Raw genomic sequence first — 23818 nt, forward strand, 5'->3', positions numbered from 1 at the left:
ACCACGGCCGCGGCCGCGCGCCACGCCTCACCACCTTGCATTCCGATACAAGCCAACGGAGAACCATTGTCATGCGACGTTCCCTTCTGCTGCTGCTCGCGCTGGCGAGCATGCTCCTGCCGGGCCTGGCCCAGGCCTGGTGGCAGCCTGACTGGGCTTACCGCAAGCCCGTCACCATCGATGCCGGCCCGCAGGGCGGCGCCATCGGCGGCGATGCCGGCCGCACCCCGGTGCTGCTGCGCCTGCATACCGGCAACTTCAGCTTCGAGGGCGTGAGCGAGACCGGCGCCGACCTGCGCTTTGTCGCCGGCGACGACAAGACCGTGCTGAACCACCAGATCGAGCAGTTCGATCCGCTGCTGGGCATCGCGCTGGTATGGGTGGATGTGCCCGCGGTCTCGGCGGGCGCCAAGCAGCAGCTGTGGATGTATTACGGCAATCCCAAGGCGCCTGCATCCGGCAACGGCCAGCGCAGTTTCGATCCGGACTTCACGCTGGTCTACCACTTTGCCGAAGGCAATGCGCCGGCGCGCGACACCACCGCCTATGGCAACCACAGCCAGACCGCGGTGACGTCGCTGGACGGCACCGTGATCGGCAAGGGCGCGCAGCTTGGCGTCGCCGCGCTGGCGCTGCCGGCCTCGCCTTCGCTGGCGCTGCAGGCGGGCGCGCCGTTCGCGTTTTCCGCATGGGTGCGGCCTGACCAGCTCGGTCCGCAGCAGTTGGTCTATGCCCGCCGCGATAGCGCCGGCGAACTGCTGGTCGGCATCGACCAGGGCGTTCCCTTCGTGCAGGTCAATGGCCGGCGAAGCAATCCGGGCCAGCCGGTGCAGGCCGGGCAGTGGTCGCACCTGGCGCTCAACGCCGACGGCAAGACCGTGACCCTGTTCGTGGCCGGCCGCGCCGCGTCCTCGCTGGAGGCGGCGCTGCCCGCCATGAACAGCCCCGCCTTCATCGGCGCGGACAGCGCGGGGCAGGGCGCCTTCACCGGTGCCGTCGACGAAGTGCGGGTGTCGAAGGTGGCGCGCCCGGCGGCGCTGCTGCTGGCCGACGCCGTCTCGCAGGGCGCCGATTCGCGCCTGGTGGTGTTCGGTCCGGACGAGCAGCAGGCGGGCAAGAGCCATTTCGGCTATATCCTCGCCGCCATGCCGCTGGACGCCTGGATCGTGGTGGGCGTGCTGGGCATCATGATGGCGCTGTCGTGGGCCATCATGATCGGCAAGGGCCGCAACTTCGGCGCGGTCTCGCGCGCCAATGCCGCCTTCATGGAGCATTTCCGCGAGGCCTCCGGGGTGTCGCTGGACCACCTGGCCAAGACCAACCGGGTGCCGGCCGAGGTCCGCGAGCATTCGTCGCTGTGGCGCCTGTATGAAGTCGCGGTGGACGAGCTGCACCGCCGGCACCAGCTTGGCTACGACCTGAACGCGGTCACCGATGCCACCATCAGCGCCATCCGCGCGTCCATGGACGGCGTCATGGTGCGCGAGAACGAGCGCATGGCCAGCCGCATGAACTGGCTGTCCACCACCATCGAAGGCGCGCCCTATGTGGGCCTGTTCGGCACCGTGATCGGCATCATGCTGGTGTTCGTGGTGGCGGCCATGGCCGGCGCGGTGGACATCAACTCGGTCGCGCCGGGCATGGCGGCGGCGCTCTTGTGTACCGCCGCGGGCCTGGGCGTCGCGATTCCGGCGCTGTTCGGCTACAACTGGCTGGCCTCGCGCTCGGACGCCATCGGCGCCGACATGGCCGTGTTCGTGGACGAGTTCGCCACGCGGCTGGCTGAAGAGCAGGGCGAGGGCCGGCGCGCCCCGGTCCTGCAGCGCGCCTGAGCGGGGCCGGCAATCATGGCAAACGCAACCAGGTTCGGCGTCAGGAAGCGCACGGGCGGCATCAATATCACGCCCTTTGTCGACGTGCTGCTGGTGGTGCTGGTGATCTTCATCCTCACCAGCAACGCCAGCATCCCCGGCATCAAGGTAGACCTGCCCAAGGCCAGCGCCTCGGTCGCGCTGGAAAAGCCCAAGACCAAGGCCATCACCATCGATAACGCGGGGCAGGTGTTCCTGGACGCCTACCCGGTCACGCTGGCCGAGCTGGAGGAGCGCCTGCGCACCGAGAAGGCGCTGTCGCCGGATTTCCCGGTGATCGTGCGCGGCGATGCCTCGGTGCAGTACGCCAAGGTGGTGGAGGTGCTCGACCTGCTGCGGCGGATCGAGCTGAACCAGATCGGTCTGGTGACCGGCAAGCCGGCATAAGGGAGCGCAGCCGTGAACCATCGCGAACCCATGCCCGTGCCCGCGCAGCGCGCCGCCGCGCTGTGGCGGCGCTGGGGCGGGCTCCTGACCGGCGCGCTGGTGTTCGCCGCGCTGGCCTCGCTGGTCTGGTACCTGCTGTCGGATACGGCAGCCACCCGGCGCGAGGCACCCGCCACGCCCACGCTGGTGCTGCCGCCTCCGCCGCCGCCGCCGCCCGAGCCGGAGAAGCTGCCCGAGCCCGAGCCGGTGAAGCCCGAAGTGGTCGAGCCCGAGCCCAAGCCCGCGGAGCCGGCCGAAGCGCCGCAGGACGACAGCCCGCCCAGCCCCTCGCAGGACCTGGGCGACCCGGTCACCATCGACGGCGCCGCCGAGGCCGGCACCGATGCCTTCGGCATCCGTGCCGGCGGTGGTGGCGGCATGACCGGCGGTGGCGGCGGGCTGGGCAGCCGGTCTTATTCCGCCTATGTCTCGAGTGCCTTGCAGCAAGCCTTTGTGCGTGACCAGCGCACCCGCCAGCTGGCCTTCGACGACCTCCGCATCGAGCTCTGGCTGGACGCGGAGGGCCGCGTCACCCGGGTCGAACTGGCGGGCAGCTCGGGCAATGCCACAACCGATCAGGCGGTGCTTGCCATGGTGCGCGATTTCCGCGCCGACGAGCGGCCACCGGCATCGCTGCGCTTCCCGATGCGCATGTCGATCAAGGGCCGGCGGCCATGAATGTCCTGAAAGCCTGGCCATGCGCCGGCCCGACGTTTCTCTTCATCCCAACAGATTTCAGAACGAACCGTTGACATCCTCCCCTCCCTAAAGGGAGGAGATTCCCTCTGCAGGCGATCGATGTCCCGATCGGGCAAGGATATTTAGCGCAGCGTTCACATCGCGATCATGTACAGCACCGCATTCACTGCATACCCACTGCCTTATTCCGAGGTCTGCGATACCTTTCGGCCTCTCCGGCGGCATCGCGTCGCACGAAGAGCAGACCTGGGTGGTGAAACGTTCGTCGACTTCCTCGTACCACGCGCCATGCGCAATCGCCTTGTACGCGAGCATTGTGCGGAAGGACGACCACCCCGCATCGAGGACGGACTTTGCCATGCTGGTTCTGGCAAGGCCGGCGGCATTCACATTACCCACCGCGATGTAGTCGAAGTCCCGCACGATGCGATGCGAGAGCTTGTGCAGGAAGTCACGCCGTGCATTTTTGATGCGCGCGTGGAGGTTCGTGGCCTGTCGTTTCTTGCGCGCACGCTGCGCCTTGGCAAGGGCTTGCTCGAGTTGGCCAAAGTGACGCGGATTCTCGATCTTCTCACCAGTAGAGAGTGTCGCAAGGTGCTTCAAGCCGAGATCGATGCCGACGCCGCATGCCGGGGAGCGGGCCTGGGTGTCGGCAACTTCAATCACGATGTTCAGGAGCCAGTTGCCTCGCGCGTCGCGGGAGAAATTGGTGCCGTCCATGATCTTGCCGTCGGGAAGGGGGCGGGAACTGAAAACGCGAAATGTATTGCCGGCAAAGCGGAACGCATCGCCAGAACGCTTGAGATCTCGCCCCTTGAGGGGCACCCAGCCGAGGGACTTGCGGCCGCGATAGCGCAGGTACGGCCGGCGATGCTGGCTACGCGACTTGGCGTACTGCTCACAAACCGCGTTGACGGTGCCGGAATGGATACGGAGTTCCTTGCTGCTGCCGGTGGTCAACACGTTCAGATCGAAACCCGTGGGCCACCTCTTGCCCCATTTGAGCGCGTGCTTCTGTGTGTCATTGCAGAAGTTCCAGACGTAGTTCACCGCGCGGCTCTGCTGATTGAGCAGGCCGTTCAGCGACTTCACCCGGTAGCGATGGACGAGAAGCATGCCGGTCATTCTAAATTGGGATTGCTTGCTGCCGGCAGCACTCCTTTCACTCCCCGCACTGAAGGTCGGGGTTTCTCGGAGCAAGTCTGATGAACCACTTTGTCCATCTCCATCGCCATGCGGGCCGCGCCAGCGTGCTGGCCGCCGCCGTGGCAGCCGTGCTGCTCGGCGCCGCGGGTGCCAGCCATGCGCAAGCCGCGGCGCCGGCCGAAAGTGCCATGGTCAAGCTGATCCGCGGCCTGATCCAGAGCGGCGCGCTCGACAAGAACACCGGCGAGGCCCTGCTGGCCCAGGCGCAGACTGAAGCCATGGCTGCGCAGCAGGCGCAGCGCGTGGCGGCGGCGCCCGCCGCGGGCGCTGCTGGTGCCGCAACCGGTGCGGCCACTGCCGGTGCCGCGCGCGCCGCTGCGGGCGACGTGCGCGTGCCCTATATCCCCGAGACCGTGCGCGACCAGATCCGCGACGAGGTCAAGGGCGAGGTCATGGCCCAGGCCAAGGCCGAAGGCTGGGCCGCGCCCAACGAGACGCCGGAATGGACCAAGCGCATCCATATCGAGGGTGATGTGCGCGTGCGCAACGAATCGCGCTTCTACTCGGGCAACAACAGCGACATCCAGATCGACTGGGCCGCCATCAACGACGGCAACGGTTTCGATGTCAACCCGAACACCAACCTGACGCTGCCGCCGCTGCTCAATACCCGCCAGAACCGCACCAACCAGTGGCGTGCGCGCGCCCGCCTGGGCGTGCTGGCCGACATCTCGGACAGCGTCAAGGCCGGCGTGCGCATCGCCACCGGCAACGACGACAGCCCGGTCTCGACCAACCAGACACTGGGCGGCGGGTTGGCCAAGAAGGATGTGTGGCTGGACCAGGGCTGGCTGTCGTACCGGCCCGCGGAGTGGGTGAACCTGACCGGCGGCCGTTTCGGCAATCCCTTTGTCTCGAGCGACACGCTTTTTTCGAACGACCTGAACTTCGACGGGATCGCGGCGCAGTTCGACAAGGCGATTCCCGACAAGGATGTGTCGCTGTTCGGCACGCTTGGCTTCATCCCGCTGGAGTACTCGGCCGACAGCACGCCCAAGCATAGCCAGGAGAAGATGAAGAGCGAGAACAAGTGGCTGCTCGGCGCCCAGTTCGGCGCCAGCTGGAAGGTGAACACCGACAACCGCCTGCGCGGCGCGCTGGCCTACTACGATTTCCGCAATGTCAGCGGCAAGGTCTCCGAGCCCTGTGCGCTGTACGCCGGCGCCGACGGCTGCAGCACCGACTGGACCCGCCCGGCCTTCATGCAGAAGGGCAACACCCTGATGCTGTTGCGCAATATCGCGCTCAACCCGCTCGATCCGGCCAATACCCCGCAGCCGCAGTACGTGGGCCTGGCCTCGGAGTTCCAGCTGATCGACCTGAACCTGCGCTGGGATACCAAGGTGGCCGGCTACGGCCTGCGCCTTGACGCCAACTACATCCGCAACCTGGCCTACAACGAAGACGAGATGTGGGCGCGCGCCAACGGCGGCATCGTCAACAACTTCGGCGGCAGCGGCGGCACCACGCGCGCGGACTTCCGCAGCGGCGGCAACGCCTATATGTTCCAGGCCACTTTCGGCAAGCCCAGCCCGGCGGCGCGCGGCGACTGGAACGTGCTGGCCGGCTACAAGCGCATCGAGCCCGATGCGATGCCTGACGGCTACAACGACCCGACCTTCCACCAGGGCGGCACCAATGCCCGTGGCTATTACCTGGGCGGCTCCTATGCCTTCGACAAGAACGCCTGGGTGACCGGCCGCTGGATCTCGACCAAGGAAGTCTTCGGCCCGCCGCTGTCGATCGATACCCTGCAGGTCGAAGTCAATGCGCGCTTCTGAGGAGGATGCCGTGTCCACAACGCTCCTTTGCCGCATGAAGGCCGTGGCGCTGCTGCTGGCGCTGGCGGCGGGCGCCGCCCATGCCCAGCAGGGCCAGAGCATGGAAGAACGCCTGCGCAACCAGCTGCGCGTCACCACCACGCAGCTGCAGCAGGCGCAGAACGAGCTGGCGGCGCTGAAGGCGGGCCAGTCCTCCCGCGGCGGCGCGGGCGGCGGCGATGCCGGGACGCTCAGGAAAGAGCTCGACGCCGCGCGCGCCCAGCTTGCCGCCGAGCGCGACGCGCGCGACAGGCTGGCCGGCAGCGCCCGCCAGGCCCAGCAGCACAGCCAGGCCGTGGCGGAGAAGGCCGGCAGCCAGATCGCGCAGTACCGCGGCGCCTACGACGAGCTGCTGCGCATGGCGCGCGGGCTGGAAGCCGAACGCCAGCGCCTGGCGGCCGAGGCCACCGCGCGGCAGACCGCGCTGTCGCGTTGCGAGGCGGCCAACGCCCAGCTCTACGCGGTCGGCCAGGACATCCTGCGTGCCTACGAAACCGTGGACCTGGGCACCGTGCTGGCCGCGCGCCAGCCGTTCGCGGCGCAGAGCCGCGTGCGCTACGAGCAGATCGCGCAGGAGTACGGCGACAAGCTCTACCAGGGCCGCTTCGACGCGCGCAGCACCGGCGAGTCCGCCGCGCCGCAGACGGATGCTGCCCCGGCAAAGGCCGCCGCCGAGCCCAAGGCCGAAGCCGGCACCGCCGCGCCGCGCCTGTGACATGAATCGCGGCAAGACGACTTGCCTTGCCGCACCACGTTTTGCTTTCAAGGAATTGCCATGACCGAATCCGTTTCCGTTGCCGCCGATGCCACCGCAGCTGCCGCACCGGCCCTGCTTGCCGCCGTCAATGCCGAGCAGGTGGCCCAGGCCATCCGCGCGGCCGGCTGCGCCGTCAACATCATCGAAGAGGAAGGCGTTGCGCGCCTGCATAGCGCCAGCCACGGCATCGGCTTCCAGGTGCTGTGGGGCAACCGGCTGGCGCCGGGCCAGTACCTGGACTTCACGCTGAGCTGCCCGCTGCGGGTCGAGGGCGGCACCTTGCCCGAAGCGCTGCTGGCCGAATGGCATCGCAGCCGGCGCTTTGCCCGCGTTGCCGCACACGGCGATTTCATCGTGCTGGAGATGGATGTGATGGTGACCGGCGGCGTCAGCGCGGAATACCTGTCGGTATCGCTGCAGCTGTGGACGCAGATGATGGGCCAGTTCTTCCTGCATCTGCGCAACTACCGGCCGGAAGCGCCGGAAGGGGCCGACGGGCTGCAGCCCGCCGCCTCGGCCGGCTCCGCCGCCGTCGCCGAGGCCTGACCGCGGCAGCGGCCAGGCCGGCGCACGGCTTCGAGGGCGGCGCGGAAGGAAATGGTGTTCCGGGGGCGCGCTGTCCTCCTTTTTGCTCTGTAATCCCAACGTCATACGGGGTCTTTACGATCCCAGTCGATATCGCGCCGGCCACACCGCCGGCCGCATCGAAGGATCCGGGCGGACCCAACGCCTGCGCCGGACCGGCACGCACCCCCTATGAACAGGTCATCCGATCTCCATGGCATGTCTGGCTGCCTCCACCGGTGCGCGCGCACTGACAGGCTGCGCCGCGGCCATCGCGCTCGCAACGAGCCTGGCGTGGCCTGGCGTGGCCAGGGCCGCTGCGGAGATGGCCTTTGACCTGCCAGCCCAACCGTTGAAGGCGGCGCTTTCGCGTTACGACGCGCAGACCAATATGTCTGTCTTCTATCCATCCGAGCTGGCCGAAGGCCGCACCTCGCACGCCGTGCATGGCACGCTGACGCCCGAGCAGGCGCTGCACCGCCTGCTGCAGGGCACGGGGCTTGCGGCCCGGGCCGCCGCCGGTGACGCCTTCGTGCTGGTGCCTTCCGGCGAGGAACCGGCGTCGTCCGATGCGCAGGGCGAGCCGTCCGCGCGTCGGCCCTACGACGGCCTGGTCCAGGCGCATGTCCGCCAGGTGCTATGCGCGCGCCCGGCGCTGGCGCTGGGCACCTACCGGCTGGCGCTTGCCGTGCACATCGATGGCGCCGGCCGCGTGCGGCGCGCGCGCCTGCTCGACACCACCGGCGACCGCGGCCGCGATGCCGCGATCGTGCAGGCCGTGCGCCAGGTCGACATCGGCCGCGCGCCGGCCGAGCCCGAAAAACCGTTCGTGCTGCTGGTGCGGCCGGTGCAGTGCGAGCAGGGCCAGGCCTGCGCCTCGCCCTGCGAAGCGCAGCGGGACAGCCGATGAGCGAGAGCATCCGTTCCAGCCTGCGCGAGCTGCTTACCCAACGCTACGACGACCTCAAGCGGCGCCTGACCTGGCGCCTGGGCTCGGCGGAGCTGGCCAGCGACGCGCTGCACGACACCTGGGTCCACCTGGAAGACCGCAATGACGCCAACGGCCCGGTCGCCAGCCCCGCGGCCTACCTGATGCGCATGGCCACCAACCTGGCGCTGGACCGGCTGCAGCGCGACCGCCGCTACATGAGTGCGGACGAGCTCGAATCCCTGATGACGGAGATCGTCGATCCCGCGCCTGGGCCGGCGCAGACCGTGGCCGCACGCGGCGAGGTCGAGGCGCTGGCGAGCCTGATCGAAAGGATGCCGCCGCGGCGGCGTGCGATCTTCCTGGCGGTGCGCGTCGAGGAATTGTCGAACCAGGAGGCGGCGGTGCGCTTCGGGGTGTCGGCGCGGCTGATCGGGCTGGAGCTGAAGCGTGCCCACGAATACTGCGTGGCCCACATGGACAAGCATGACTGAAGAAACCGTGCCGATCCGTGGTGCCAGAACCGTCTTGTATGCAGGCGATACAGGACGGGGAGCTTGCGAGACGCCATGACATCCACCTTGAATCCTCCGCTACAACAGCCACGCGGGCTGAGCCGGGTCGAGCGCGAAGCATTGCGCTGGGCGCGCCAGATTGCGACGGGAGAGATGACGCACGCCGACGGCGATGCGCTGCGGCGCTGGTGCCGCGCCGATCCCGCGCATGCAGCGGCCTTTGCCTCTGCGCAGCGCCGCTGGGAGCAGCTTGCGGCGGCCGGCCGGCTGGTGCTGGAGCGCGACCCGGACGCGGCACGCGCCGATGCCAGGCCGGCACCGGCACGCAGGGCCACGCCGGTGCGCTGGCAGCGCCGCGCCTTTCTCGGCGGGGCGCTTGGTGCCGCGGCGGCGACCACCGCCGCGCTGATCCACCCGCCGCTTGGGCTGTGGCCGTCGGCGCGCAGTTCGCGCGCCCCCCCCCCCCCCCACTACCGTACCGTCGCCGGCGAGCAGCGCCGGCTGGCACTGGCCGGCGATGTCACCGTCGAACTCAATACGCGCACCAGCATTGCCGTGCGCCAGCAGGGCCGCGTGCCCGGCATCGACCTGATCGCGGGCGAGACCGCCATCGACATGGCCGAGGCACGCCATCCCTTTGCCGTGGTAGCGGGCGCGGGCCGAACCATCGCCACGCACGCGCGCTTCGAGGTGCGCCATACCACCGCGGGGGTTTGCGTGACCTGCCTGCAAGGGCTGGTGCAGGTGGCACATCCAGCCGGCATGGCCACGCTGTCGGCGCGGCAGCAGGTGGCCTACGACGACCGCGCGCTGGCGCACGTGGTCAGCGTCGACGATGCGCGCATGCCGGCCTGGCGCGAGGGCTACCTGCGCTTTGCCGAGACCCCGCTGCGCGAAGTGGTCGATGAACTCAACCGCTACCGCAGCGGCAAGCTGGTGCTGATGAATGAGCAACTGGCCGCCAGGCCGGTGACGGGCCGCTTCCAGATCCGCGCGCTCGACAAGGCCATCGCGCAGATCCAGCAGTCGTTTGGCCTGAGCGCGCGCCACCTGCCCGGTGGCGTGGTGCTGCTCTCCTGAACGGGTGATGCCCCGGCGGCGCTGTCACGAAATCTTCAAGGAAAAGCTTGCCGATTCGGGCGCGCCAAAAAGTCTAGATCCCAGGAGCACCGGCGGCAGGCGCCGCCGGTGGCAATGACGACAGGACCGGGCCGCATCGTTCCGAAGCGTGCACTGGTCCGCCAACTTGCTTGACGGGATTGAGGGCACCATGCAGATGCGCGTTGACGACAGGACCATGCTTGCGCGGCACAAGGCCAGGTTCAGGCTGGCCGTACCGGAGGCGAGGCCGCTGGCCCGGGCCGTGGCCTTGCTGGTGGCGGCGGGAGGCATGCTGGCCAGTGCGCATGCCGCGCCACCGTTCAGCCGCGCCTGGATGGCGCAGAAGAACATGATGCAGGACAGCGCGGCCGCCACCGGCCGCCTGCCCAACGGCACCCCCGCGGCGGCGCTGACCAGCCCGCAGGCGCAGCAGCAGCGCGCCAATGAGCAGCTGCAGCGCTCGATCCAGAACCTGGGCCAGGCCGCGCAGGGCATTGCCGCCATGCAGGCCGCGCAGGAAGCGGCGCGGCAGGCCGCGGCGCGGGAGCCATCGGTGCCCGATGGCCTGGCCGAAGGCGGCCTCAAGGCCGACACCAACAGCCTTACCGCCGGCTGGATCAATGCGAACAAGCCAAGCGCGGCGGTGGTGGACGGCAAGACCCACGTCACCATCGAGCAGACCGGCGAGCGCGCCATCCTGAACTGGGAAACCTTCAACGTGGGCCGCAATACCACGGTGGAGTTCCAGCAGCGCCCCGACTGGGCCGTGCTCAACCGCGTCAACGATCCGCAGGCGCGGCCCAGCAAGATCCAGGGGCAGATCAAGGCCGACGGCACGGTGATGATCGTCAACCGCAACGGCATCGTCTTCACCGGCACCAGCCAGGTCAACACCCGCAACCTGGTCGCGGCCGCCGCCGGCATGACCAACGCGCAGTTCGACAAGGGCCTCTACAGCGAGGCCAAGGGCAACGGCCATGTGCCCACGCTGGCCAACGACCTGGCGGTGTCGAGCACCGCGGTGACCCATGGCAATGCCACTGCCGACGTGGTGGTGGAGGCGGGCGCGCGCATCGAGACGCGCAAGCCGCAGACCGTCACCGAAGGCGGCGGCTACGTGCTGCTGGCCGGCCGCGAGGCGCACAACCGCGGCACCATCGTGACCCCGGCCGGGCAGACCGTGCTGGCCGCGGGCGACAGCTTCGTGATCCGGCGCGGGCTCGGGACCGACAGCAACCAGAATTCAAGCACGCGCGGCAACGAGGTCGACGTGCTGCGCCTGCCCGGCAGCGAGGCCGGGCGCGTCAGCAACAGCGGCCTGATCCAGGCCGCCACCGGCGACATCACGCTCAAGGGCCATGTCGTCGAGCAAAAGGGCGTGCTGCTGTCCAGCACCTCGGTCAACACGCGCGGCACGCTGCACCTGCGCGCCGAAGGCGACACGAAGAGCCAGGTGGTGCTGGCGCCGGGCAGTGTCAGCGCCATCCTGCTCGATGACAGCAACGCCACCGCGCTCGACGTGCAGCGCGACGCGTTGCTGCGCGAGTCCGCCAATGTCAGCGACGGCGGCTACAACCGGCGCGACCAGTCGCTGGTGCAGATTGCCTCGGCCGGCGACGTGCTGTTCGAGGCCGACTCGCTGGCGCTGGCCACCGGCGGCCAGGTCAGCGTGGCGGCCGCGCGCCGCACGCTGCTGGCCGACCGCGCCATCCTCGACGTGGCTGGTGCAGTGGGCGTCAACGTGGCGATGGAATCGAATAACGTCGAGATCAACGTCCAGGGCAACGAGCAGCGCGACGCGCCCGGCAACCGCGACTCCAAGACCCTCAACAACAACACCATGTGGGTCGACCGCCGCTATCTGGTGCGCGTGCCGGCGGGCACCAACGGCTACACCACCGACCGCTGGTACACCGGCGGCGGCCTGCTGGAGGTGAGCGGCTACCTGAACACCAGCGGCCACGGCATCGGCGAATGGGCGGCGCTGGGCGGAACCGTGCGGTTCGATGGCGGCGAACTGGTGACGCAGGCCGGTTCGGCCATCAATATCTCGGGCGGCTCGCTCAACGTGCAGACCGGCACGATCCGCCAGAGCTGGCTGCGCGGCGCCGACGGGCAGCTCTACAACCTGGCCACGGCGCCGGCGGACATCCGCTACCAGGGCCTGTACCGCGGCTACGAGAACGAGCACAAGCGCTGGGGCAAGAGCGCCACCGAACAGTTCTACAACCCGCTGATCGCGCCGCAGCAGCGGCTGGAGAACGGCTATAGCGTGGGCCGCGACGCCGGGCGCGTGCTGGTCGGCACCGGCACGGCGGTGCTGGAGGGCGATATCCAGGCCACGGTGTACCAGGGGCCGCGCCAGGGCGAAGCGCGCGACGCCGGCCTCGATGGCTACCGGCAGTCGCAGTTGGCCGCGCCGCTGGCCGGGGAGCTGGTGCTGGGCAAGCTGGTGCCGGTGTTCGACACTGGCACCGGCATGCTGCGCGAGAACCCGTCGGCGGTGGCGGGACAGGTCGATATCGGCGCGGTGCAGCGCATCGCGCAGGGGCTCGCGGCTGACGATGCGTTGCCCGAAGACCTGGTCGGCAAGGTCCGCCTGGATGCCGGCTGGCTGAACGGGCTCGGGCTGGGCGCGTTCAGGGTCTTCGCCGGCGAGGGCATCGCGGTCGATGCGCCGCTGTCGGTGGCGCCGGGCGGCACGCTGGCACTGCACGCGCCCCGGGTCGAGGTGAAGGCCGGCCTGGCCGCGCGCGGCGGCACCATTGCGCTGGGCGATATCGTCAGCAGGACGGGGCCGAGCAGCACGCTCAACTGGCTCGACATGCCCATCGCCGCGACCACGGCGGGGCAGGCGGTGGTGACGGTGGCGCCGGGCGTGATGCTGGATGCGCGCGGGCTGTGGACCAACCTCAGGCAGGACGCGGGCGATATCGGCGGGCTGCCCTATGTCAACGGCGGCACCATCGCGCTCAGCAGTTCGGGCGATGTCCTGCTTGGCAGCGGCAGCGTGCTGGACGTGTCCTCGGGCGCCGCGCTGATGGCCAACGGCTCGCTGCAAGGCGGGCGCGGCGGCAATATCGCGCTGCGCTCCAACCAGTATGACATTGACGGCAACGGCTCAGGCACCCTGCGCATGGACGGCGAGCTGCGCGGCTACGGCGTGCGCGGCGGCGGCACGCTGACCCTCGATTCGGGCCTGGGCGTGGCCATCGGCGGCGGCCTGCTGGCCGAGGCCGGGCGGCTGAAGGCGGGCGAGTCGGTGCCGGTGCACCTGACCCTGGATCAAGCCTTCACCATCGCGGCAGGCACGGTGCTGCCGGTCGACTATACCTATGCGTCGGATGTCGCCGCGCCCGGCGACATGGCGCCGGGGACGATCCAGATCACGGCCGAGCGCACGCTCAGGCTGGGGGCGGACTGGGTGGTGCCGCAGGGCGTCAACTGGAACCCGTTCGTGGTCTACGACGAGTCTGGACGCTGGTATTCATCGGGCATGACGGTGCCCGCGGGCACGGTGCTGACGCGCACGCAGAGCGATATGGCGCCAGGCTATGTCGTGCCCGCAACCGTGTTTCCGGATGGCATGCCGGTGGCGGAATTCAGCACCACCATCAAGGCCGGCACGCCGTTCGGCAAGGACCGCGTGCTGGCCGCGGGGGACCGCCTGCCCGCCGGCGTGGTGCTGTCCGCCGAGGTCGCGGTCAAGCCGCTGCTGGTGCTCGACGCCAGCCTGTTCCAGACCGGCTTCGGCCGCTACGAGGTGGCCGGCCAGCAAGGCGCACAGGTCGCGGCAGGCGCCAGCATCGACGTGAACATGCCGGTACTGCGCCACGACCAGGCCAGCGCCCACGCGGTACCCACCGGGGCCGCGCCGGAACAGGCGCTGTGGCGCGAGCTGCCGCCGCTCTGGGAGGAAGATGCCGGGAACGCCGTGCTGACCCAGCGGCGTGGCGCCGACCTGGTGCTGACCGGCGGCAACGTGTACGGCCAGGCTCCGGTGGTGGTTGGGCGGGGCGCCACCGTGACGGTGGACCCGGGCCGCGCGCTGACCCTGCGCGGCAATGGCCAGATCACCATCGACGGCACGCTCAATGCATGGGGCGGCAAGATCGCCGTGCTGCAGACCGCGCTCGGCGCCACCCCCGACACCGCGGCGCCGAGCGGCCAGCCCGATACCAAGTCGATCTGGATCGGCAGCGGCGCCGCGCTCGATGTGGCGGGCCGCGCCGTCACCGCGCGCGACACGCAAGGCCGCACTTACGGCGTGGTTGCCGATGGCGGCACCATCGAAATCGGCGCGCGCCATGTCGAAGGCGCGCGCGAGGTCGATGCCGCCGATGCCTTTGTGATCGTGCGCCCGGGCGCGCGGCTCGACGCGTCCGGCGCGATGGCGGTGCTGGACGTGCCGGGTATGGGCGCGGCCAGGATAGCCGGCAACGGCGGCGTGATCGCGGCCGGCTCGATGCGCGGGCTGTACCTGGAAGGCGATGTGCGCGCGGCCGCGGGCGCGCAGGGCGCCGCCGGCGGCACGCTGGCGCTGAACCTGGAAACGCCGGTCTACCTGAACGTGGACCGCAACACCCTGAAGGGCCCGGCGGCAGATGACGAGGTGCGCGTGCCGCGCGAGCTGGTGCTGGCGCAAGTGCAGGGCGAGAGCGGACTCGCCGCCGGGCTGCGGCCCGGCATGCGCGACGGCGCGCTGCGCTATGGCACCGCCCGCATCGGCGTGGACCGCATCCAGGCCGGCGGCTTCGACAACCTTGCGCTGCTGGCCAACGGCCTGATCAGCTTCGAGGGCGATGTGAACCTGGCCATGGGCCAGAGCCTGCGCCTGACCGCCAGCGCCATCGGCCTGGCGGACCCGGCCGCGCCCGCCACGCACGTCAGCCTGGCGGCGCCCTATATGCGGCTGGCTGGCGATACGCGCAGGCAGGCGGACAACACCATCATGCCCAACCCGGTGCGCGGCTCGAAGAATGCGGGCGCGGCCGCCGGCACGCTGGGCGTGCCGCTGGTGGCCGAGGGCTCCAGCTTGATCGCGGATGCGCAGTTTCTCGACCTGGTGGGCGAGCTCGGCATCGGCGCGCGCGGCGAGATCATCCGCAACGCCGGCGACCCGCTCAAGGTGGAGCGCGAGGCGTTCGACCGGATGACGCTGCGCAGCGCCTCGGATATCCGCCTGTCCGGCGCCGCGGTGCTGTACCAGCCGGGTGACCTGACGCTCGCTGCCTCGCAGATCTACCCGGCCATGCACGACAGCGGCAAGGTCGTGGCCGGCCTGCGCAACACCATCGATCAATGGGGCAATCCGGCGCGCGGCTTCGACCCCGCCCGCAGCCTGACCATCGAGCGCGTGGGCGAGGCGCTGCCCGCGATGCCGTATTCGGTGTTCGGCAGCCTGATCCTCGCCGGCCCCACGGTCAACCAGGGCGGCGTGCTGCGGGCCCCGCTGGGCACCGTCTCTGTGGGATCCAAGCTGCATGGCGAGGAAACCGGCCAGGTCAACCTGCTGCCGGGCAGCGTGACCTCGGTCAGCGCCAACGGGCTGGTGATGCCATACGGCGGCTCGCTCGACGGCCTGAGCTATATGCACAACGGCACGGATGCGGAGTTCGAGCGCGTGGGCACGGGGCCAGCCATCGTGCTGTCGGGCCACGCCATCGACGTGCAGAAGGATGCGCTGCTCGACCTGCGCGGCGGCGGCGAGCTCAAGGGCGCCGCCTTCCTGGCGGGCCGGGGCGGCTCCACCGACGCGCGCCTGCATCCGCTGGCGCAGGTGTCGCGCAAGGGCGGCTTCACGCTGCCGGGGCTGGCCACCAATCCGGTCTATGCCATCGTGCCGGGGGTGCAGGCAGGCTATGCGCCGATCGTGGTGGAGAAGGGCGCCAGCGATCCGGCCATCGGCCGGCAGATCACCATCGGCGCGGGCGTGCCGGGCCTGCCCGCCGGCACTTATACCCTGCTGCCCTCGACCTTCGCCCTGTTGCCGGGCGCGTTCCGCGTCGAGCTCAACGGCATCGGCAGCAAGGCCGTGCCGCCAGGCCAGGCGTTGGCCCTGCGCAATGGCTCGTATGCCACCGGCGCGCAACTCGGCACGGTCAACACCGGCATCCGCGACGCCCTGCCGACACAGGCGCTGGTGACGTCCGCCGATGTGCTGCGCCGGTATTCGCAATACAACGAGATGAGCTACGCCGATTTCGGCCTGGCCCGGGCCGAGCGCGACGGCGTGCCGCGCAGCATGCTGGAGCGCGACGCCAAGACGCTCAGGCTGGACTTCATTCCCGATACGTCGAAGGGCAAGCTTGGCGACGCGCCGCCGCTGCGCTTCGCTGGCTCGACCGACTACGGCACGCCGCAGGGCGGCCACGGCGGCAGCGCGGTGGTCCTGAGCGACAGCGGCAACTACGAGATCCTGGCCGCGGGCGCCGCGCCCACCCCGGTGGCCGGCACCGGCCTGATGAGCCTGATTTCGCTGCGCGCGGACGACCTCAACGCCATCGGCGCGAACCGCCTGGGCATCGGCGGCCTGCCCGCGGTGGCCGTCAGCGCCACCGGCAGCACGCAGCGCGACAACGTTGCGGTCTTCTCCAGCAACAGCAGGAACATCATGCTGCGCGAAGGCGCGGTGCTCAGGGCGGGCGAGGTGTTCCTGGTCACCAGCAACAAGCACGGCGGCATCGTCATCGAGCAGGGGGCGGGCATCAATACGCTGGGCCAGGGCAAGGCAGCCTGGGATTCCACCAATGGCTATGTGTACGAGCCCGGGCTGGTTTCGGTGCTGGCGGTATCCAACGGCTGGCTGGACGTGCTGGCGCCCACGGCCTCCAACGATCCGGACCGTGGCCCGGGCCGCATCGACATCGGCGCCTGCAAGCCCGGAGCCGTGTGCAACGGCACCACGCAGTTGTACTCCGAAGGCACCATCGCCGCCGTCACCGACCAGAGCTTCGACTTGCGCGACACGGCGCGCTATGGCACGCGCAATCTGACGCTGGCGGTTGGCGGCATCAATGTCGGCAGCGAGGCCTCGCTGGCCGCGGTGGCGGCGCGCAATGCCCTCGCGCCCGGGCTCACGCTCAACCAGGGCGTGCTGGACCGGCTGCTGCGCGGCGACACCAGCACGGGCGCGCCGGCGCTGGAAAACCTGGTGCTGACCGCGCGCGATGCCGTCAACTTCTACGATTCGATCGAGCTGTCCACCATCGATGCGGCCACGGGCAAGTCCTCGCTGGAGCGGCTGGTGCTGACCTCGCCGGCCATCTATGGCCTGGGCGATGCCGATGCGCAGGCGCGCATCCGCACCGACGTGCTGGTCTGGAACGGCGCCAATAGCGCGCCAGGCCAGGTCGCAGCCGGCGGTGCCGGCACCGGCAGCGGGCGTCTTGCCATCGACGCCCGCCGGATCGAATTCGGCTACGGTCCGGGCTCGCGGCCCGATACCATCCATGACATGGACCGGCTGGTGCTCGGCTTCGGCCAGGTGGAGCTCAATGCCAGCGACCGCATCACGGCCAACCAGAAGGGCTCGCTCTCGGTCTACCAGGCGCGCGGCGCATGGGATGCGGCCACCAATGGCTACCAGTACAGCGGCGGCAACCTGCAGGTCAGCACGCCGCTCCTGACCGGCCAGGCCGGCTCGGTCAGCAAGCTTCGCGCGGGCGGGGATATCCGTGTCGCAGCGCCGGCCGGCGCGGCCGCGGCGCCGCTGTCCAGCCAGGAACTGGCGGCGGCGCTGGGCGCCGAGGTGGCGCTCGAGGGGCGCAGCGTGGCGCTGGACACGGCGGTGGCGCTGCCCAGCGGCAAGCTCACGCTGTCGGCCACGGGCGACGTGCTGCTTGGCGAGCGCGCGCAGCTCGACCTCGCCGGACGCAGGATCGATTTCTTCGATGTCAGCAAGTACAGCTGGGGCGGCGACGTGGTGCTGGAAAGCCGGGCCGGCGATATCCGCCAGGCGGCGGGCTCGCGCATCGACCTGTCCGCGCAGGAGAACCGCGCCGGCAAGCTCACCGCCGTGGCGGTGGGCAGCGGCGCCGGCACGGTGGACCTGCAAGGCGCCATCGCGGGCGCCAGCACGGGCCACTACGATGCCGGCGGCACGCTGGTGCCGTTCGCGGCCGGCGGCGCCGATATCCGCGGCCAGCATATCGCCGACTTCGCCGGGCTCAACCAGCGCCTGAACGAGGGCAAGGTGCACGGCAGCCGCAGCTTCCAGCTCAAGCAGGGCGACCTGACGGTGGGCGACGAGCTGAAGGCGCGCGAGATCAGCATCTCGGTGGACGGCGGCAGCCTGGTGGTGAACGGCACGGTCGACGCCGGCGGCGAGCAGGTCGGCAGCATCCGCCTGGCCGCGCGCGACGGCGTCACCATCGGTGGCGCGGCGCTGCTCGACGCGCACGGCCGCGTGCTGCGCGTGGACAGCTACGGCAAGCTGATCGAGGCGCCCAACCGCGCCGTGATCGACATCAACGCCGGCCACGGGCGGCTGCTGCTGGCAGACGGCGCGCGCATGGATGTGCGTGCCGGCACCGACGGCGCGGCGCAGTCGCTGGGCACGGTGGAGCTGAGCGCGCGCCGCCTGGGCGGCGCTACCGGCAACGATATCGACATCGACGCGGCCGGCACGGTGCGGATCGACGGCGCGCGCGCGGTCACGGTCAACGCCTTCCATACCTACAACGATGCGCCGCTGGTCACCGGCGGCACCGCCGACGGACGCGGCTACCAGTCCGTCACCCAGGCCTACCTGAACGAGAAGCACGACGACAGCGTCGGCTTCATGGCCCACGCGCTGGCCAACGGCGACCTGATGGGCCGCAGGCTGGCCGGCCTGCGCCGCTACGCGGACGCCTTCCATCTGCGCCCCGGCGTCGAGATCGTCAGCGCCACGCCGGACGGCGACCTGCATCTTGACGGCGATATCGACCTGTCGGGCTTCCGCTACGCCAGCATCAATCCGCATACGCAACAAGGCGCCGCGCGCGGCTCGGGCGAGGCGGGCGCGCTGGTGCTGCGCGCCGGCGGCGACCTCAAGGTCTTCGGCAGCGTGTCGGACGGCTTCGACGGCGCGGCGCTGCCGGTCACGCCGGACGACCAGGGCTGGATGCTGCTCAAGGGCCGCGTGCCCTGGGGCGGCGACGTGGTGGTGCCGGTCGACGGCACCGTCACGCTTGCCGACGGCACCTTCTTCAATCCCGGCCGCGCACTCAACTACGCCTTGCCGATGCAGGCCATGAGCCTGCGCGCCGGCACCGAGCTGGCCACGCGCGCCACGCTCACGGCGGACCTGCTGCTGCCGGCCGGCACGGTGCTGGGCGGCGCCATCCGCGATGCGGCGGGCAATGTGATCCACGCCGCCGGCACGGTATTGTCCGCGGCGCTCACGCTCACGAATGGCATGCAGCTCGACGCTGGCAACCGCCTGCCGGGCGCGGCCAGGGTGGCCGCAATGACCTGGCCGGCCGGTGTGCCGCTGCCGTTCCCCGACGGCGCCGTGAACGATATGGGCGGCTGGATTCCCGTCAACGGCGTGGTGCTGGCGGGCGACCTGCCGCTGCGCAAGGGCGCGATGATCCCCAGCGAAACCGTGGTGAAACTGCCGGGCGATGCCCAGAGCGTGCTGCTGCGCCCCGCCGATGCCAGCGGCAACCAGGGCCGCACCTGGGCGCTGGCGCCGATGCTGGCCGAGGGCTCGCAATCGTGGTCGATGCGGCTGGTGGGCGGCGCCGACACGGCGGCGGCCGATACGCGCGCGCTGCTGCCTCGCAGCACGCGCGGGCAGATCCTGCTGGCCGATACGCACTACGGCCCCGGGCCGGAACGGGTCCTCAGGCCGGGCACCGGCTTGCCGGGCCAGTACGTCTGGGGGCCGGACGCCGAACCCTTTTTTGGCGAGCCCGCGGGCACGCCGATCAACCTCGACGACTGGGGCGGCGAGGCGTCGGTGGCCGAATTTAACAACGCGGGAATGGGGGTGCTCGTGGTCAAGGTGGCCGACGGCACGCCGCCCGAATACGACGACAAGATGACGCCCGCGCGCCAGCAGCTGTTCAGCGTGCTGCGCACCGGCACCGGCGACCTGGACCTGCTCGCCGCCGGCGACTTCACCATGACTTCGCCGTTCGGCGTCTATACCGCCGGCACCCAGGCCACAGGCGTCGACGCCGCCTACAACCAGCGCCGCGCGGTCGGCTACGGGGGCACGCTGCTGGGCGCCCACGGCGGCTTCCTCGAACCCTTTATCGACGGCGGCAGCCAGAGCCTCTACCGGGCCTGGTATCCCGAGCATGGCGGCAACGTGCTGGTGCGGGCCCAGGGGGACGTGCGCGGCGATGTGATCGGCACCAAGCCCGGTTCGCAACGCATGGACGATGCGCTGGGCGTGATGCGCGGCAACTTCGACAACTCCGCCGTGGGCGGATGGCTGTGGCGCCAGGGTACCGGCAGCGCTGCGGCGGCGGGCGAGGGCGTGCCCACGGCGTGGTGGATCAACTTCGGCAGCTATGTGGAGGCGATTCCGGACCCCAGTGGGCTGCATGGCACCGCGCCGTTCCTGGTGGGCTTCACCGGCATCGGCACACTCGGCGGCGGCAACCTCGTGCTGGAAGCCGGCGGCAATGCCGGCATGCTGGAGTCGCGCATGGGCAATGGCGCCGGCTTCCTGTCGCGCAGCCAGGGCCTGAACCTGGCCGTGGCCAGCACCGGCCGCGTTTCGGCAGATGGCAGCCAGCTGACGCTGACCGGCGGCGGCGACCTGGACATCCGCATCGGCGGCGGCCTGAACCCGGTGGCGGAAGTCCGCGCCCAGCCCGATTCCGGTGGCGAAATCCGGCCCGAGACCCGCTTCCAGAACCCGCGGCTGGACCTGAACAGCACCTTTGTCAACCTGCGCGGGGCGATGCGCCTCGAAGCCGGCGCGGTGGGCGGCATCGAGTTGCGCTACGACCGTGCCGATCCGATGGAGTCGCGCGCCTACCAGCCTTATGTCGCGACCTCGGCGATCGCGGGCGGCGGGCCGGTGCTGGTGCCGGGCGACGCCGGCGTGCGCATCGACGCGCGCGGCGACCTGGCGCTCGGCGGCGTGGGCGATCCCGGCCGCGTGCCACAGTTCCACAACGGCACCCCCTTCACGCTCAGCGGCACCGCCCACGATGGCGAAGGCTGGAGCTGGTTCTCGCTGTGGACGCCGGCAACCGCCATCGACCTGTTCAGCGCGGGCGGCAACCTGACGCCATCGATGGCCTGGATGGACCAGCGCACGCGCAGCAACCACAGCGCCACCGACGGGCGCTTCGTGATGCCGGCTATCCTGCGCGCGGCGGCGCCCAGCGGCAGCCTCTACTACGGCAACGCGAGTTCGGGCCGGTTGAACAACGGCCGCCCGGACCAGTCTCCGCTCGGGCTGGTGCTGGCGCCGTCGCCGGTGAGCCCGCGCTTCGCCGTGCAGGGCACCGGCGCGCTCGAACTGCTGGCGGGCGATTCCATCTATGCCGCCGGCTATGCGGTGACGCAGTCCGGCGCCGATCCCACCGCATTGCCCAGCCCGTTCAACCCGGCCTTTGTCGGCGTCGTGGGCAAGGCCTGGTTCGGGGCGCACAATGTCGGCAACCTCGACCCGCAGGCGCTGGCGCCCAGCCTGATGTTCGTGAAGGCGTTGGAGAGCGGGCAGCTCTACCCGCTGTTCAGCCTCACCCCGCCGACGGCATCCGGCTACGCACGCGTCGGCCAGCCGCCCGCGCGCTTCTATGCGAGCGACGGCGATATCGTCGGGCTGCGCACCGGCACCATCGTCTACCGCGGCAATTTGAATGGCGCGCCGGGCAGCCACGAAACCTGGTACGAGGGCAGCGGCCCGGTGGCGATCCGCGCCGGGCGCGATATCGTCAATGCCGGCACGCCCCTGGGCAGCTTCGAGCTGGCGCCGGAAGAGGCGCTGGGCTGGTTCGGTATGTTCTACAGCGGCGAGCCTGACGCGCCGCTGCGGCCCACCCGGATCTCGGCCGGCAGCGCGCGCGGCAACCTGATAGTGCACAACAACGCGGACGATGTCTCGGTGGTCTCGGCCGGCCGCGATGTCCGCGGCGGCAGTTTCTACGTGGCCGGATCCGGCCTGCTGGAAGTGACCGCCGGGCGCGATCTTTACCTGGCCGACAAGGGCGAGCTCAAGAGCCTCGGCGCGGTGGCCAATGTGACGCCGGGCGACCGTTCCAGCGGCGCCGGCATCGCTGTGGCCGCCGGGGTGGGCGCCAGGGGCCTCGACGGCCTCGGCTTCCAGGCTTTCGCCGCGCGCTACCTGGACCCGGCCAACCAGGCCGACGCCGGCCGCGCGCTGGCCGGGCAGCCGGGCAAGGCGGTGACCATCTACGGCGGCAAGCTGACGCTGGCCGACTGGCTGCGCACGGAGTTTGGCTATGACGGTAACGAGGCCGGCGCGCCGGCCTTCCTGGCCGCCCGGCAGGCCACGCTGGACCAGGCGCGGCAAGGGGCGCTGTCCAGCGGCGAGAGCGCGGCCAACCGCGATCTGACGCGCGAGTTCGGGCTGGCCAGCCAGCTGTATCTGGTCAACTGGCTGACCGACCGCTTCGGCGGCAGCAATGGCCTGGGTGTGCATTTCGACCCGGCCACCATGGATGCGCGTCAGTTCCTTGCGGCCCTGCCGCCCGAGCAGCAGCGCGCCTACCTGCGCAACGTGTACTTCGCCGAGCTCAAGGCATCGGGCCGTGAATACAACGATGCCGGCGGCCCGCGCGCCGGCAGCTACCTGCGCGGCCGCGAGGCCATCGCCACGCTGATTCCCGGCCAGGACCAGCAGGGCGAGAAGCGCGACTACCGGGGCGACCTGACCATGTTCAGCAGCGCGCGGTACTACATGAGCGGCATCACCAGCCAGGACGGCATTTTCACCACCCGTCCCAGGGCGGGCGTGAAGTACCTGACCAAGGCCGAGTGGGTGGCCGCGGGCAGCCCAAGCTACGAGGTGCCCTTCTACGATGTGCTCGACGCCGGCATCCACACCAACTTCGGCGGCGACATCAGCGTGCTGACGCCGGGCGGGCGCACCCTGGTCGGCGTGGACGGCGGCTTCGTTCCGGGCGAGGGCTCGGGGATGCTGACCCAGGGCGCGGGCGAGGTGCAGATGTACGCGAAGGACAGCATCCTGCTGGGCCAGAGCCGCATCTTCACCACCTTCGGCGGCAATATCCTGGGCTGGTCGGCGCAGGGCGACATCAACGCCGGGCGCGGCTCCAAGTCCACCGTGGTCTACACGCCGCAGCGCCGCGTGTACGACGAGATGGGCCTGGTCACGCTGTCGCCGACCACGCCGAACACCGGCGCTGGCATCGCCACGCTCAACCCGATTGCCGAGGTTCCGCCCGGCGACATCGACCTGATCGCACCGCTGGGCACCATCGACGCGGGCGAGGCCGGCATCCGGGTATCGGGCAACGTCAACCTGGCCGCGCTGCGGGTGGTCAATGCCGAGAACATCCAGGTGCAGGGCAAGTCGACCGGCATCCCGGTGGTGGCGGCGGTCAACGTCGGCGCCCTGACCAATGCCAGCGCCGCCGCCTCTCAGGCAGCCAGCGCCGCGCAGGACGCGGTGCAGCGCGACCGGGCTGCGGCGCGCCAGGCACTGCCGTCGGTGTTTACGGTGCGGGTGCTGGGCACCGGCACCGAGCCGGCCGAAGGCACGCCGCGCCCGCGCGAAGGCGCGAGCGCGGCGCCGGCCAGCTACGATCCGAAGGGGCCGGTGCAGGTATTGGGGCAGATGGCGTTGAGCGAGGCGCAGTTGAGCCAGTTGACGCCGACCGAGCGCAGCAACCTGCAGCGCTGATGGCGCCCTGACGATCGAGGGAGCGCTTTGGGGAGGCTTGCCTGGGCTCGGCATGAGCCAAGGCAAGCCTCCTCATTTTTTTTGTCCGCTCATG

At 70.4% G+C, this 23818-nt stretch carries 11 protein-coding genes; 10 read left to right on the forward strand and 1 reads right to left on the reverse strand.

The window, feature by feature from the left end; genetic code table 11:
• Positions 1–71: 71 nt before the first annotated feature.
• The 3 genes from AC3WON_RS10985 to AC3WON_RS10995 are packed head-to-tail and all read left to right on the forward strand — an operon-like array spanning position 72 to position 2975.
• Positions 72–1832 carry a DUF2341 domain-containing protein gene (locus tag AC3WON_RS10985; RefSeq protein ID WP_492351815.1) on the forward strand — a complete coding sequence of 587 codons (1761 nt, stop codon included), beginning with the start codon at positions 72–74 and terminating at the stop codon, positions 1830–1832.
• Between the two features lie 15 nt (positions 1833–1847).
• The gene (locus AC3WON_RS10990) at positions 1848–2258 is read left to right on the forward strand and encodes an ExbD/TolR family protein (protein ID WP_316149055.1); all 411 of its coding nucleotides are present in this window, start codon (positions 1848–1850) and stop codon (positions 2256–2258) included.
• Between the two features lie 12 nt (positions 2259–2270).
• Positions 2271–2975, forward strand: coding sequence for an energy transducer TonB family protein (locus AC3WON_RS10995; RefSeq protein ID WP_492321022.1), 705 nt, complete (start codon positions 2271–2273; stop codon positions 2973–2975).
• A gap of 87 nt (positions 2976–3062) precedes the next feature.
• Here AC3WON_RS10995 and AC3WON_RS11000 read toward each other — a convergent pair whose 3' ends face one another.
• Entirely contained in the window at positions 3063–4112 is a 1050-nt protein-coding gene (locus AC3WON_RS11000) for an RNA-guided endonuclease InsQ/TnpB family protein (protein WP_492351830.1), read from the reverse strand.
• A gap of 89 nt (positions 4113–4201) precedes the next feature.
• On the opposite strand from AC3WON_RS11000, the gene AC3WON_RS11005 reads away from it, so the two are divergent.
• The 7 genes from AC3WON_RS11005 to AC3WON_RS11035 all read left to right on the forward strand — a co-directional run bounded on the left by AC3WON_RS11005 (position 4202) and on the right by AC3WON_RS11035 (position 23724).
• The gene (locus AC3WON_RS11005; protein WP_492351816.1) at positions 4202–5983 is read left to right on the forward strand and encodes a putative porin; all 1782 of its coding nucleotides are present in this window, start codon (positions 4202–4204) and stop codon (positions 5981–5983) included.
• A gap of 10 nt (positions 5984–5993) precedes the next feature.
• Positions 5994–6737, forward strand: coding sequence for a hypothetical protein (locus tag AC3WON_RS11010; RefSeq protein ID WP_492351817.1), 744 nt, complete (start codon positions 5994–5996; stop codon positions 6735–6737).
• Between the two features lie 60 nt (positions 6738–6797).
• Positions 6798–7325, forward strand: a complete 528-nt coding sequence (locus AC3WON_RS11015; protein ID WP_492351818.1) for a YbjN domain-containing protein — start codon at positions 6798–6800, stop codon at positions 7323–7325.
• Positions 7326–7734: 409 nt separating this feature from the next.
• Positions 7735–8253 carry an STN domain-containing protein gene (locus tag AC3WON_RS11020; RefSeq protein WP_492351819.1) on the forward strand — a complete coding sequence of 173 codons (519 nt, stop codon included), beginning with the start codon at positions 7735–7737 and terminating at the stop codon, positions 8251–8253.
• Entirely contained in the window at positions 8250–8765 is a 516-nt protein-coding gene (locus tag AC3WON_RS11025) for an RNA polymerase sigma factor (RefSeq protein WP_492321027.1), read from the forward strand. The genes AC3WON_RS11020 and AC3WON_RS11025 overlap by 4 nt, the downstream gene beginning before the upstream one ends.
• Positions 8766–8840: 75 nt before the next feature.
• Positions 8841–9866 (forward strand): FecR family protein, encoded by a 1026-nt coding sequence (locus AC3WON_RS11030; RefSeq protein ID WP_492351820.1) that lies wholly within the window; start codon positions 8841–8843, stop codon positions 9864–9866.
• 190 nt (positions 9867–10056) lie between these two features.
• Positions 10057–23724, forward strand: coding sequence for a filamentous hemagglutinin family protein (locus tag AC3WON_RS11035; RefSeq protein WP_492351821.1), 13668 nt, complete (start codon positions 10057–10059; stop codon positions 23722–23724).
• Positions 23725–23818 lie beyond the last annotated feature (94 nt).

This window comes from Cupriavidus sp. FW305-46 (genome assembly GCF_058787075.1).